Raw genomic sequence first — 13,577 nt, forward strand, 5'->3', positions numbered from 1 at the left:
CGACAGCGTGCAGGTTGGGCTCTACTCTTGTTAAGCTACGGCTGCTTCGCAGCGGCGTCAATCATTTGCGGCGGCTTCACGCTGCGCAGGATGCTGACCTCGACGCGGCGGTTTTTCGCACGGCCGGCTTCGGTATCGTTCGTATCGATCGGGTGATACTCGCCGTATCCGATGGAGCGGAAGCGCTCCGGACCGATGTTGTCGTTTTCGAGCAAGATTTTCATGAAATTTAATGCGCGCTTGGCGCTTAAATCCCAGTTGGTTTCAAAGGCCGCCGTTCGAATCGGCACGTTATCCGTATGGCCGGCGACCTCGATCCGGTAATCCGGATATTGGGCGAGCATCTCGGAGATCGTACCCGCAAGCTGCTTCGCCTCCGGCTTGACCGTGGCCGATCCGGACGAGAACAAGGCGTTGTCGCGAATCGTAAGCATCAGGAGATCTTCGGTCAGCTTCGTTTCAAGTTGGGTGGTCAATTTATTTTCCGCTATGTATTGATCCAGCTTTTGTTTAAGCTGCTGCAGGTCGTACTGCTCTTTCTCCATCTGCTGCTGGAGCTGCTGCTGCTTTTGCTGCTGTTCTGAACCGTTCGGTATCGCCGGATTGGTCGGCTGATCGAATTTCTTCTGATCAATGTTCGGTTCCGTGGTAAGCGGAATGAGATTTGAGAAGTTAAATTGCCCTACGCCGCCGGTAAAGGCGGAGTTGAACGACTGCATGATGGCCTGGTATTTCTTCTGGTCGGTCTGGCTGGCGGCGAACAAAATAATGAACAGCGCAAGCAGCAGCGTCAGCAGGTCGGCGTAGGGGATCAGCCACGATTCGTCAACGTGTTCTTCGTGATGCTCCTGTCGTTTTTTACTCATCTGCTTTCACCGCATTGTCGTTATTTTTTTCCCGCTGGGACGTCGGAATGAAGACCATAAGCTTCTGTTGGACGGCGGTTGCGGAAATGCCGGTCTGAATGGAAAGCAGCCCTTCGACCATCATCAGACGCAATTCCACTTCTTTCTTCGACTTTTGCTTCAGCTTATTCGCGATGGGATGCCATAACACGTATCCCGAAAAGATGCCAAGCAGCGTAGCGACGAATGCGGCGGAGATCAAATGGCCGAGCGCCTCGATTTCGCTTAAGTTGCTGAGTGCCGCGATCAAACCGACAACCGCCCCGAGAACGCCGAGGGTTGGCGCATACGTACCGGCTTGGGTGAAAATTTGCGCGCCCGTCCGGTGCCGCTCCTGCATCGTATGAATATCTTCCATTAATACGTCGTGAACGAAATCCTGATCGTTCCCGTCGATGATCATCCGCATCCCGTTGCGCAAGAACGGATCCGGGATTTCTTCGACCTTGCTTTCCATAGCCAGCAAGCCTTCGCGGCGGGTAATCGCTACCCAGTCCGTGAACATGTCGATCAGTTCCATTTTGGAGATCATCTTTTGCTCGGTGAACACAATTTTCATTAATTTCGGAAACAATTTAAGCTCTTCCATGGAAAACCCGATAAAGAGCGACGCCGCCGTTCCGACGAAGATGATGAGGATTGCCGCCGGATTGACTAGTGCGGCCAGGCTTGCCCCTTTTAAAACCATGCCCACCCCTACTGCGATAATTGCGAGAATAATGCCGATGATTGTTGATTTTTCCACGCGAGGAACACCTTCCGCTTCTGTTTATTCAGGCATGATATGCCATTAGATGAGCAGTTCATTAGTTCGACACAATACGACACAAATCCTGCCGAAACGACTTGGCGGTTTTTAAATTTTTTTTAGAGTTGCAAGGCTTTGACTAAAATGAAAAAAAGCCCGTTTCCTGTGCGAAGGAAAGCAGGGCTCTGAATACCATTAATCATGGGATGCGGCCTTATCCGGCGTTTGCGGCTTCTTCGACAGCAGCAGGCAGCGGGGCTGTTCTGCGGCTTGCGCGGACGTAGCTGACGGAGACGAGCAGGGAAGCGGCAGCGACCGCGGCCATGACCCAGAAGATGTTCCGGTAAGCGGCATGGAGCGGAGCGGACGCTTGCCAGACCAGCGAAGCGCCGGTGAGCGCCACGCCGAGCGCGCCGCCAAAAAACTGCGTCAGCTGCGCCATGCCCATCCCGCCGCCGATTTCATGCTTCGCCAGGATGCGCGACATTTCGTTCGATACGCTCGATCCGATGGCGGATACCGACACGCTCATCAGCATGTACGCTGCGGTGATGGCGTACAAGTACTGCGTGGAGAGCAGCGCAAAGACCAAGGCGGCAGCCAGCAGGGTCGCATGTCCGGCCAAGATGACCGGGGAATTGCCCAGCCGGTCGATCCATCGGCCGATCCGGGGGGAGAGCAGCGCCGTCAGAATCGCCCCCGGGAAAATCAGGAATCCGGTGACGGCGGAGCTTTGCCCGTACAGGCGAATGATCACGAGAGGCATGAGAAACAGCGTGGCAAAATGAAGCACGTAAGCCACAAAGCCCATCACCGTCAGGTTCATATACGGCCGGTTGCGCAGCAGCGAGGGCTGCAGGAAAGGCTGGTCGACCCGGTGAATCCGGAACCAAAAGGCGGCCAGCGACAGCAGTCCCAGAACCAGAGCCCACCAAGGATGCAGCGTCAGAAAGAGCAGCAGACCGGTGACGCCGACACCGATGAAGAGGGCGCCCCATCCGTCAAATTGAATGCGGGTATACGGCTGCTCGGGCAGATTACGGTAAAATACAGGGATCGTCAGCAGCACCAAGGCCGTTACGACGAAGAGCGAGTTCCAGCTGAAATACTGCGTCATCGCGCCCCCGACAATCGGGCCGAGACCGAAGCCGAACGACGCCGCGGAAATAATGACGGACATCGATTTGCCCCTGCGCTCCAGCGGGATGTACCGGGTGACGAGAACGATCCCGAGACCCGGCGCGGAAGCCGCTCCGATCGCCTGCAGCAGGCGGGCGGCCAGCACACCGTAGAAATTGTGCGACAGCAGGCCGATGACGGAAGCGATGCCGAGCAGCACAAGGCCGATCATCAGCAGCGTCCGAATCGGGACGAAGTCGGTCAAGCGGCTGTACGTGATGGAAGAAATGGCGAACAGGATCGAGTAGCCGGTGACGATCCACGAAGCGGCTGTCGTGGTCAGTCCCAAATCATGGGCTACGGACGGCAGCGCGACGTTGAACATGGTCGTGTTCATGACGACCAGCAGGACAGTGAGACCCCAAAGGGGGATAATTAACGATTCCCGAAACGACGGGCTTGGTGCTTCAGGCTTCATAACAAGTAGCAGCCTCCTTATGAAAAATGGTACTTGAATACTTTTTGGATAATACTATTATTAAAATAGTATTTGTGCTAAAATATATATCACAGGCCCGGATGTTGTCAACGGGGTCTTTGTTAAATTTTTCTTTTGTCCCGGGTATGGTGTAGTATGGAAGGAAGAGAACGATGTTAAGGTGGGTCGCTTATGCCTTCGAATTCAATGAATACGTTGTGGCACAGCCTTCTGGATATGAACCGCAAGCTGAACCAGACGCTGTGTCTGCTCAGCTCGGCGGAGGAGGTTCCTCCGTCCGCGGTGGCGCTGGTCTTTAAGCTGGAGCATAAAGAATCGAGGAAAATCAACGATATTGCCGAGGTTTTGGGCATCACCATCGGCGCTGCCTCCAATCTCATTGACAAATTGGAAGAAAAGCAATGGGTGGAACGGGTGCGCTCCGAAGAGGACCGGCGCATCATGAATGTCCGGCTGACAGAGCAGGGGAAAGAGCAATTGTCTCGCTGGAGGCAGCAGTTTTCCGAGCACGCGGATGTTATTTTTGCGCAGGTGCCGCAGGAGGAGCTGGACCATTTTAGCGAGCGGGTCCATCGTTTAAGCCAATACTTAAGCGATTACAACCGCCGCTTGGAGAGCGGTCGTTCCCGCAAGGACCGGTAAAGGGTAACGGGAGGGGAGAATATCTGATGAAGCATGTCGTGGCCATTTGGGGCGCGAATTGCCGCTCGGAAGAGGAGCTTGCCGCCTTCGTCGAGTCTGGGTATACGGAGGATGGGGACGCCATTCCGTCCGAATTCGTGAGCAGCGCCGGGTTATCGTGGATCGACGAGGATTTTATGGAGATTCATTGGCTGCCGGACGAAGAGAGCTGCGAGGCATTTGTGCAATATTTGAAGCTGGACTATGCCTCTGACCCGGATCAGTTTGCGCCGCAGGTCCCGGATTCGCTCAGGGAGAGCATGGCGCCATACCCTTCGGTGATCATGCTCTATGGCAACGATTCGCGGTACGGGTCCGTTAACGAAGCTTTGTTTTCATTGGCGGAGAGCGGCTCCGGGGCCGGACAGCCGTCTGTCCCGCTCATCGCGAAAATCGTTTACGAAACGGAAGAAAGGTAGCGGGGATTAGAGGATGAACGAAACCGTGGACTCTGTCGATAAAATTAAAAACCGTCTGAAACGGCCTGCCGTCGTATTTGAAATCGGCGGCTTTCGTCCGCCGGAGGACCCGCTTACGCCTTGGTTCGGCAAGGTGACGGTCGCCGCGCGCGCCGAACGGTGGCCGACGAATGCGGACGGAACGCCGATGTGGGCTTTGGGGCAAGTGAACTTGGCCGCGCTGGATTACGTGCCCGAGGCGCTCAAGGATGTTGCGTTTCTTACGATCTTTTTCGGGCCCAAGCATCCGCAGCAGGAAGACCCGAATGGAACGAACTGGCTGATCCGCACATACGCATCGTTGGAAGAGCTGGCGCCGCTAGAGCCGATGAAGACGAGCTCGCATTTGAAGCCGTTTCCGATGCGGCCGGGCGAGCCGGTGGAAGACTATCCCGTATGGGATGGGGGAGACATTCCGGAGGACATCACGGATTTGATCCTGCAGCTGGAAGACGAAGGCAAGATTGAGGACTACCATGATCTGATCGAGCTGCACGGCGGCTTTAAAATCGGAGGCCACCCTTGCTTTATCCAGCCCGGCATGTCGGTTGGCGAGTCGTTCGAGTTCGTGCTGCAGATCGATTCGACGGAAAAAGGCAACCTCATGTGGGGGCACGACTCCGGCTGTGCCTACTTTTTCCGGGACCCGCGAACGAACGAGTGGCGCATGACCTGGGACTGTTATTGAGCAGCCGAGGCATGCGGGATATAACAATAAATAGCCTGATCCTATGCCATGGAAAGATGGAGAGGACAGGCTATTTGCTTTTGCGGGAATATCCGTATCGCTTCCATCCTCCATTTTCCAGCAGGGCTTAGGGCTAGTAACCGGTTTCAACTTATGCCATAATTACTAGCAAACGATTGTTCGGGGGGCCAAGGGACATGGCGGACTGGATACGCGCGCTGAAGAACAACCTGCTGGGAACCAGCCTGCAAACCAAGCTGCTTTTGGCGGTATTGCCGCTGGCGATTATTCCGCTCGCAGTTTTGGGAACGTTTTCATATCATAAGTCGGCGCAGGTCGTACAGCAGCAGGTATGCCAGACCATTCTGGAAAGCTTGTCGCAGGTGAATTACAGTCTGGACTATTTTGTAAAAGATATCGAGCAGCTCACGATGTACATCTACAGCAGCCGCGACATTCAGGACGTGCTGTCCAAGCCGGCGGACCGGCCGCTCGCGGAGAAGCACCGGGACAAGCAGCGGGTGGGCGAGGTGCTGGAGTCTTTTCTTGGATTCAAGAACTGGGACATTTCCATGTATTTGCTGGGGGAAAACGGGGACCGTTATTTTACCGGCGATCTGCTGCCCGGGGCTTACGACGATTACAACGCTTCGTGGGGGCTTTTCCGGAAAATGAGGCTCGCGGGCGGCAACGTCGTCTGGGATACGCATTACAGCATGAAAAAGACGGACGATTTCGGCATCGTGCTCAGCAGCGGCCGGCTCTTGAAGCGCATCGATACGAACGCGCCCTTGGGCTATTTGGTCGTGGACATGATGGAAAATGCGCTCGCGGACAAGTACAAAAAAGCCCATTTGCAGCCGGGCGGACAGATGCTGCTGCTGGATCGCAATGGCTATATCATCTCCAGCACGCCGTCCAAGCACAAGGTCGGGACGAAGCTGGAGGAGCCGTTTGTGGACCGGGTGCTGGCGGGCGGCAAAGGTTTTTTCGAGCAGGCCGGCGAGGGAGCGCCGCCCGTCATGGTCGTGTACGATACGTCGGAGGTGACCGGCTTCAAGCTGGTGAACGTGCTGCCGGTGGCGGCGCTGACGCGGGAGAGCAGCAGCATCCGCAATCTGACCCTGCTTATTATCGCCGTCGGCGCAGCCGTTTCGTGCGTGCTTGCCTACCTGCTGTCCGTGAACATCACCCATCCGCTGCGCAAGCTGAAATCGCTGATGCGTACGGTGGAAACGGGCAACCTGGACGTCGCCTTTCCGACGAAGTACAAGGACGAGGTCGGGCAGCTCGGGCGAAGCTTCAATGCGATGGTGCAGCGCATCAAGCAGCTGATCGACGAAGTGTACAAAAAGCAGTTGATGCTTCAGGAAGCGGAGATCCGGGCGATTCAGGCGCAGTTCAATCCGCATTTTCTGTACAATGCGCTCGATTCCATCAACTGGATGGCCCGTATTCATAAGCTCGACCATATCAGCCGGACGGTCGTCTCGCTCGGCGAGCTGCTTCGGTTCAGTATCCGCAAAGGGCAAGCGCTCATTCCCGTACGCGAGGACATGCAGCAAATCCGCAATTTTCTTACCATTCAGCAAATGCGCTACGGAGACAAGCTGGAGGTGCATATCGAGCTGGATGACGAGGTCGAGCGGCTCTACACCCTGAAGCTGATGCTGCAGCCGATAGTGGAAAATGCGATTACGCACGGGCTCGAGATGAAGCGGGGACCGGGGCGGCTCTGGATTACCGGCAAGGTGCAGGGGGAGCGGGTCCGTTTTGAAGTGCGCGACGACGGCGTCGGCATCCCGCAGGAGAAGCTCGAACGCATTACGTCCGGGCAGTTTGTGTCGGTCGACGAACGGAAGACGGGCATCGGCTTGGAAAATGTAAAAAAGCGGCTGCAGCTCTATTTCGGAGACCGCTATGTATTGACCCTTGTCAGCCAGCCGCAGCAGGGGACGACAACGACGATCGAAATTCCGATCATTCGGACGCCGGGGGAGGATACGCATGTATAAGGTGCTCATCGTGGAGGACGAATGGCTCGTCCGGGAAGGGCTTAAGCATACGATTGACTGGGAAGACGTCGGCTGCCGCATTATGGGCGAAGCGTCCGACGGCGAGACGGCGCTCCGGCTGATGGAGGAGGAAACGCCGGATATCGTGCTCACGGATATCCGGATGCCGGAGATGGACGGCATCCAGCTCGCCAAGGAAATTGCGTCCCGGTATCCGGGGATGAAGGTCGTGTTTTTGACCGGTTACGACGAATTCGCGTACGCCCAGCAGGCGATCAAGCTCGGAGCCGCGGATTACGTGCTGAAGCCGACGAATCCGGACGAGCTGACGCAGCTGATGGGACGCATGGCGTCAAGGCTGGACGAAGAGCGGCGGCGGCGGACGGAGCGGGAGCGGCTGGAGCACAAGCTGGCGTTCGGCCAGCCGCTGATCGTCGAGAAGATGCTGTACGACTTGATGCTGGATCATGCGGGCGCGATGGAGCAGGAGCTGTTTCTGGAATATGCGGCCGAACAAGGGGAAGTGCTGGACACGTTCCGGGTCGCCCTGCTCTATGCGGAGACGACCCCAGGCGAATCGAAGCCGCCGGGCGAGCTGTACCGGAGCATCGCAGCCTGGAGCTCCGGCCTGTCGTCGTATCCGCTCGTGCGCATGAACGATGCCAAATATGCGCTGCTGCTGGACCGGGAGACGGAGCGCGGGGAGCTGCAGCGACTGCTGAACGTGGTCCGTCTCAGCGCATCGCAAGCGTCACAGCGGCAGCTGGTGCTTGGGGTCAGCGGGCGGCACAACCGTCTGGATCAGGTTCCGGCTGCGTTCCAGCAAGCGACGCACGCCTTGGTGACGTCGTTCTTCTGGGGAGGGGAACGTCTCGCCTGGTTCGAGGATACGGAGCGGCTTGCGGCGGAGGTTCCGGCGCTGCCCGGCTTGGCGGAAGAGCTGATCGAGGCGGTCAAGTGGGGAACGGAGGCGTCCATCCGGGCGAAAAGCCATGCTTGCTTCACGTGGATCGTGCAGCAGCACCCGACGAACGAGCTGGAGGCGAGAAAGGCGTTTTTCGGCTGGATCGTATCGCTCTATACGCTGCTGCTTCGCGAGGATGAGCTGCGGCTTATTGTGCAGGATTCCGCGATTCTGTTGACCTCATTGGACAGGACGGTTCGGCTGGAGGACGGACTGGAGCGGCTGAACGGGATGCTGCTTGAATGGAGTGTGCGTTATCAGGAACAAACGAAGCCGCAGTCAAGGACCGGATTCGAGGAGATCGAGGACTACATCGGTCGGCATTACGCCGAAGACATCACGCTCCAGAGCATCGCGGAGCGCTGCAATATGAGCGAGAGCTACTTTAGCCGCTTGTTCAAGAAGCAGGTCGGCACGAGCTTCGTCGATTATTTGACCGCCTTGCGGATGCGCCGGGCGAAAGAGCTGCTCACGAACCCGCGGCTGAAAATCTACGAGGTCGGGCTTCAGGCGGGCTATCAGGACTCGCGCTATTTCAGCCAAATTTTCCGCAAATATACCGGGGAGACGCCGACGGAGTTCCGCAAGCGGCTCGGGATCCCGAACGTTCCGATTTGAATTTTATGCGATCCGCTGCGGGGGCCGCAGGTTACCGTCCCGGGAGCGGCATTGAAGAAGAGATGGTTTGGGCCGGGAACAGGCCTTAAGAACGGATGAAGAAAGCATTCGGGAGAAGGCGGGTGCGGTTGCTCAGATGACGGCGGGTAGAGGGAAGCGCTTGTTTTGGCCTGTTCTATGTTCCCGGCAAACCCGGAGCGATCGCCCGCGCCGTGAAGCTTCGTTGGCACGTGGCGCGTGCTTTGGCGGGGTTAGTCGCTTGCGCGATTCGGGAGGCGTGCTCAATCGGTGGAATTAGAGGAAAGCAGATGTGTTAAGCAGGAATTTACGCATACTTTGTGGTGTATAGCGGAACTCAAGAGGACTTAACTTTGTCGAAAAATCTTAATTGCACTTCGATTTGCCACGATAGTGTTTTTGGAGTTCCGCTATTTTTGGCAAGGTGTCAAACTTGCATGCTATAGCGCATCTGACTTCCGCTAAGTTAAGCGGCTCGCCAACCTTCGTATAACGAGCGCTGACCATGCGCCGGAAGCGAGCATCATATACCTGTGTCGCAAAATATTGCCGACCGCTATGCTAGGGGCCCGCAGCAGTCGCCATGTGTCAGCCCGCGGTTATCGTGAATAAGCCTTCGTCGTCGCCGTCTTGACGCATCGCGATGACGAACACAACCGTCCAAACCCATGGACGGTTTTTCCGCTGTGCCGCAAAATTGTGCAAAAAATTAAACAAAGAAGAAATTTCACCGCATTGAGAGCGTTTACTTTAGCGATTATAGTTAATAACAGAAGAAAGAAATCCGGCGGGAAACTTCAAGCGAAGCGGACGAAAGCGCTTTATTACAAAAGCAAGGTCCGCCTTTGTTCCGGATTTCTTACCATATCAAACTTAATACGGAGGGGTTCTACAGATGAAAAAAGCGTTTACGGGCATTCTTGCCTCGCTGCTTCTGGTTACGACGTTGGCAGGCTGCGGCACGGAGCCGGCGGCACCGCAAAATACGGCATCCGGAGACACGGGAACGAAAAACGAAGCGAAAAAAGCGGGCAAACTGACGCTATACTCGCCTAACGCCGCCGAAGTCAATAACCCGATCATCAAGGAGTTCCAGGACCGCACGGGCATCGAGGTGCAGCTGATCTCCGGTGGCACGGGCGACCTGCTGAAGCGGGTGCAGGCGGAAGCGGTTTCCCCGCAGGGCGACGTGTTCTGGGCCGGCGGCGCCGACTCGCTGGAGGCGTACAAGAAATTTTTCGAGCCGTACAAAACGAAAGAAATCGACAATCTGCTGCCGGAGTATGTCGACAAAAACGGCGTATGGACGCCTTTCGCCGCGCTGCCGATGGTTATCATGTACAACAAAGAGCTTGTGAAAGCGGGCGAAGAGCCGAAGAGCTGGAACGATCTGCTCGATCCGAAATGGAAAGGCAAGATGGCGTTCGCCGACCCGGCCAAATCCGGTTCGTCGTATACGCAGCTTGTGACGATGCTGACCGCTTTTGGCAAGGAAGACAAGGGCTGGGACTTCGTCAAAAAATTCGTGAACAACCTGGACGGCAAAGTGCTGTCGGGCTCGGGTCTCGTGTATAAAGGCGTTGCGGACAAAGAGTTCGCGATCGGCATCACCTTGGAGGAAGCGGCGCTTCGCTACGTGGAAGGCGGAGCCAAGGTGGGCATCGTGTATCCGTCCGAAGGCACGTCCGCCGTACCGGACGGCGCGGCGATCATCAAGGGGGCGCCGAACATGGAGAAGGCCAAGCAGTTCATCGATTTCCTCGTGGGGAAAGACGTGCAGTCCCTGATTCAAAAAGAATTCAAGCGCCGCTCCGTCCGCAAGGACGCCGAGCCGATCCAAGGCATCGTCCAAACGAAGGATATCAAGCTGGTCAACTACGACTTCGACTTCGCCGCCAGCAAGAAGGACGACAACATCAAGCGCTTCTCCAAAATTATAACCGGCGCGGAATAACGCAGTCCGCCTATGTTCCACGGGTGCCTTTGACGATCGTCCAAACGAGGGCGCCCTTTTTTTTCAAAGAAACGGAGGCCCGATCCATGCAAAAGATCGTATTTGACCATGTCACCAAATATTTCGGCACGCACAAAGCGGTCAACGACGCTCATTTTACGATAAACGAAGGCGAGTTTTTCACCCTGCTCGGCCCGAGCGGCTGCGGCAAAACGACGCTGCTGCGCACGATTGCCGGCTTTTACCGCCAGGAGGAAGGCGACATTTACTTCGGCGATAAGCTGATCAACGACGTGCCGACCCATCAGCGCAACATCGGGATGGTGTTCCAAAACTACGCGATATTCCCGCATATGACCGTGTTCGAGAACGTGTGCTACGGGCTCAAGGCGCGCAGCGTCCCGAAAAAGGAAATGGAGCAGCGCGCGATGGAAGCGCTTGAAATGGTGCAGCTGACGCATTTGCGCGACCGCGTCCCTTCGGATATGAGCGGCGGGCAGCAGCAGCGGATCGCACTCGCCCGCGCAATTGTCATTCGTCCGGGGCTGCTGCTGATGGATGAGCCGCTGTCCAACCTGGACGCGAAGCTTCGGGTCAAGATGCGGTCCGACATCCGGCGGCTGCAAAAGGAGCTGAACATCACGACCATCTACGTGACCCACGATCAGGAAGAGGCGCTGGCCGTTTCCGACCGGATTGCCGTCATGAGCGAGGGCGTCATTCAGCAGATCGCTTCTCCCGAAGACATCTACTCGTATCCCGCGAACAAGTTCGTGTCCAATTTTATCGGCACCTCGAATTTTATCGAAGGCCATTGCACCGGCTATAACGAGGCGGCGCAGGAGGCGAGTATGCGGCTGCTGGAGACGCAGTGGAGCCAGAAGCTGTCGCGACCGTACGAGGGTAAAGTCTTATTCTCGCTTCGTCCCGAGCGGATCCGACTGCGCGGCGACGAGCCAGGCGAGCGGCTGGTCCGGGGGACGATCGACAGCGTGACGTTTCTGGGCGAGAAGGTCAGCTATGCGGTTCGGCTCTCCAACGACTCCGTCATCGAAATTCAGGAGCATGCGATCGAGCCGCACCGGATGAGAAAAGCGCATCAGACCGTGTACGTCGATCTGCAGCTCGACAAGGCGACCTTATTCGACGAATCGGGCAAGGAGGTTCTGTACCGTGCAGCCTACTAACGCCGCCCGGGCGCTGCGGCCCAATCCGTTCAAACGTCTGCTTCAGCCCAAGCAGTGGGATTTCTGGACTTGGGTAACGGTAATCGTGTACGTGTTTCTGCTTGCGTTCATTTTGTACCCGCTCGTCTCGTTGTTTTACAACAGCTTTTTCAACGACAAAGGAGATTTATCGCTAGAAAATTATGGCAATTTCTTGAAGCTGAAATATTACTACGGCTCTCTATGGAACAGCTTGAAGGTGTCGGCGCTGGCGACGGTCTTCGCGATTCTCGTCGGTGTTCCGCTTGCTTACGTGACGACCCGGTACAACGTCAAATTTAAAGGTCTGATTCAAATTCTCGTCATCATGTCGCTGCTGTCGCCGCCGTTCATCGGCGCTTATTCGTGGATCTTGATGCTGGGCAACAACGGCTTCATTACCCGGTTCCTGCAGGATATCGGGATTCCGTTCCAGTCGGTATACGGCTGGAAGGGCATCGTGTTCGTGTTTACGCTGCAATTTTACCCGCATATTTACTTGTACGTGTCCGGCGCGCTCAAGACGATCGACACTTCGCTGGAGGAGGCTGCCGAAAGCTTGGGACGCGGCGCGTTCCACCGGCTGATGACCGTGACGCTTCCGCTTATTTTCCCGACGCTCTCGGCGGGCGCTCTGATGGTGTTCATGGCTTCGTTCGCGGACTTCGGCACGCCGATGCTGCTGGGCCAAGGGTTCAAGGTGCTGCCGATTCTCGCGTACGAGCAGTTCATCAGCGAAATGGGCGGCAATCCGGCGATGGCGAGCACGCTCAGCGTCATCCTGATCTTCTGTTCGACCGCGATTTTGTTCGTGCAGCGGTATTTCGTCTCGCGCAAAAATTATTCGATGACCGGCATGCGCACGCCGAAGGTGCAGCCGCTGAAGACGCTGCCGAAGTGGCTGCTGACCTTCGGGGCGCTGCTTGTAGCCTGCATTTCGATCATTCCGCAGGCGACCGTTATCGTGACGTCCTTCATTAAAACAAAGGGGCCCGTGTTTCACCCCGGCTTCAGCTTGAACAGCTATAAGGAAATTTTGTACCGGGTGCCGAAGGCGATTGCCCATACGTACAGCTTTTCGCTCATTTCCATCGTCATTATGATCGTGATGGGCATGCTGGTCGCCTACGTGCTTGTCCGCCGCAAATCGAAGCTCACCGCGATGCTTGACGGTATTCTGATGATTCCTTATGTCATGCCGGGCACAGTGCTCGGGATCAGCTTGATCATCGCGTTCAACAAGCCGCCGGTTATTTTGACAGGGACGTGGGTCATTTTGGTAATCGCCTATGTGGTCCGCAAGCTGCCGTATACGATCCGCTCCAGCACGGCCATCCTGACACAGCTCGACAAAAGCGTGGAAGAAGCGTCTATCAGTCTCGGCGTGCCGCCGATGAAGACGTTCTTCAAGACGACGGGACGGATGATGGCGCCGGGCGTCATGTCCGGAGCGATTCTGAGCTGGATAACGACGATCAATGAGCTGAGCTCGACGGTCGTACTGTACACCGGGGCGACCGCGACCATTTCGGTCACGATCTACAGCGAAGTGTTCACGGCGAATTACGGCACTGGCGCGGCGCTGGCTTCGATCCTGTCCATCAGTACGTTAATCTCGCTGCTGATCGCCAGCAAGCTGAGCAAAAAAGGGCTCCAGCTGTAATTGCCGGGCAGCTGATTTCCGAAGGCATGTTCGTGATACAAT

12 protein-coding genes are annotated in these 13,577 nt (G+C 56.3%); 8 read left to right on the top strand and 4 right to left on the bottom strand.

Annotated elements, in window-relative coordinates; genetic code table 11:
* Positions 1-35: 35 nt before the first annotated feature.
* The 3 genes from motB to PEH01S_RS20170 all read right to left on the bottom strand — a co-directional run bounded on the left by motB (position 36) and on the right by PEH01S_RS20170 (position 3,250).
* Entirely contained in the window at positions 36-866 is an 831-nt protein-coding gene (gene motB, locus PEH01S_RS20160) for a flagellar motor protein MotB (protein WP_127487657.1), read from the bottom strand.
* Positions 859-1,650 (bottom strand): flagellar motor stator protein MotA, encoded by a 792-nt coding sequence (motA, locus tag PEH01S_RS20165; protein WP_025847950.1) that lies wholly within the window; start codon positions 1,648-1,650, stop codon positions 859-861. The genes motB and motA overlap by 8 nt, the downstream gene beginning before the upstream one ends.
* 217 nt (positions 1,651-1,867) lie before the next feature.
* Positions 1,868-3,250: an MFS transporter gene (locus tag PEH01S_RS20170; RefSeq protein ID WP_127487659.1), complete on the bottom strand. Its 1,383-nt coding sequence runs from the start codon at positions 3,248-3,250 to the stop codon at positions 1,868-1,870.
* Positions 3,251-3,442: 192 nt separating this feature from the next.
* Here PEH01S_RS20170 and PEH01S_RS20175 point away from each other — a divergent pair, with 192 nt between their 5' ends.
* The 5 genes from PEH01S_RS20175 (at position 3,443) to PEH01S_RS20195 (ending at position 8,695) form a co-directional block, all read left to right on the top strand.
* Complete coding sequence (locus PEH01S_RS20175; protein WP_025847954.1) at positions 3,443-3,913, top strand: MarR family winged helix-turn-helix transcriptional regulator; 471 nt, start codon at positions 3,443-3,445, stop codon at positions 3,911-3,913.
* Positions 3,914-3,939: 26 nt separating this feature from the next.
* Positions 3,940-4,371, top strand: a complete 432-nt coding sequence (locus PEH01S_RS20180) for an immunity 22 family protein (protein ID WP_127487661.1) — start codon at positions 3,940-3,942, stop codon at positions 4,369-4,371.
* Positions 4,372-4,384: 13 nt separating this feature from the next.
* A complete protein-coding gene (locus PEH01S_RS20185) occupies positions 4,385-5,098 on the top strand; it encodes a DUF1963 domain-containing protein (protein WP_025847959.1) in 714 nt (237 codons plus the stop codon).
* Between the two features lie 197 nt (positions 5,099-5,295).
* Complete coding sequence (locus tag PEH01S_RS20190; RefSeq protein ID WP_025847961.1) at positions 5,296-7,113, top strand: cache domain-containing sensor histidine kinase; 1,818 nt, start codon at positions 5,296-5,298, stop codon at positions 7,111-7,113.
* Positions 7,106-8,695, top strand: coding sequence for a response regulator (locus tag PEH01S_RS20195; RefSeq protein ID WP_127487663.1), 1,590 nt, complete (start codon positions 7,106-7,108; stop codon positions 8,693-8,695). Before PEH01S_RS20190 ends, PEH01S_RS20195 begins: the two co-directional genes overlap by 8 nt.
* 606 nt (positions 8,696-9,301) lie before the next feature.
* On the opposite strand, the gene PEH01S_RS35845 is transcribed toward PEH01S_RS20195, so the two are convergent.
* Complete coding sequence (locus PEH01S_RS35845) at positions 9,302-9,430, bottom strand: hypothetical protein (protein ID WP_281281497.1); 129 nt, start codon at positions 9,428-9,430, stop codon at positions 9,302-9,304.
* A 178-nt stretch (positions 9,431-9,608) separates the two neighbouring features.
* Between PEH01S_RS35845 and PEH01S_RS20200 the strand changes: the two genes are divergently transcribed.
* The 3 genes from PEH01S_RS20200 (at position 9,609) to PEH01S_RS20210 (ending at position 13,535) form a co-directional block, all read left to right on the top strand.
* Positions 9,609-10,667: an ABC transporter substrate-binding protein gene (locus PEH01S_RS20200; protein WP_127487665.1), complete on the top strand. Its 1,059-nt coding sequence runs from the start codon at positions 9,609-9,611 to the stop codon at positions 10,665-10,667.
* 86 nt (positions 10,668-10,753) lie between these two features.
* Positions 10,754-11,854 (top strand): ABC transporter ATP-binding protein, encoded by a 1,101-nt coding sequence (locus PEH01S_RS20205; protein WP_127487667.1) that lies wholly within the window; start codon positions 10,754-10,756, stop codon positions 11,852-11,854.
* On the top strand, positions 11,841-13,535 hold the full coding sequence (locus PEH01S_RS20210; protein ID WP_127487669.1) for an ABC transporter permease: 1,695 nt from the start codon (positions 11,841-11,843) through the stop codon (positions 13,533-13,535). The genes PEH01S_RS20205 and PEH01S_RS20210 overlap by 14 nt, the downstream gene beginning before the upstream one ends.
* Positions 13,536-13,577: the final 42 nt, after the last annotated feature.

The sequence above is a fragment of the Paenibacillus ehimensis NBRC 15659 genome (genome assembly GCF_004000785.1).
GTDB classification, from domain to species: Bacteria; Bacillota; Bacilli; order Paenibacillales; family NBRC-103111; genus Paenibacillus_G; species Paenibacillus_G ehimensis.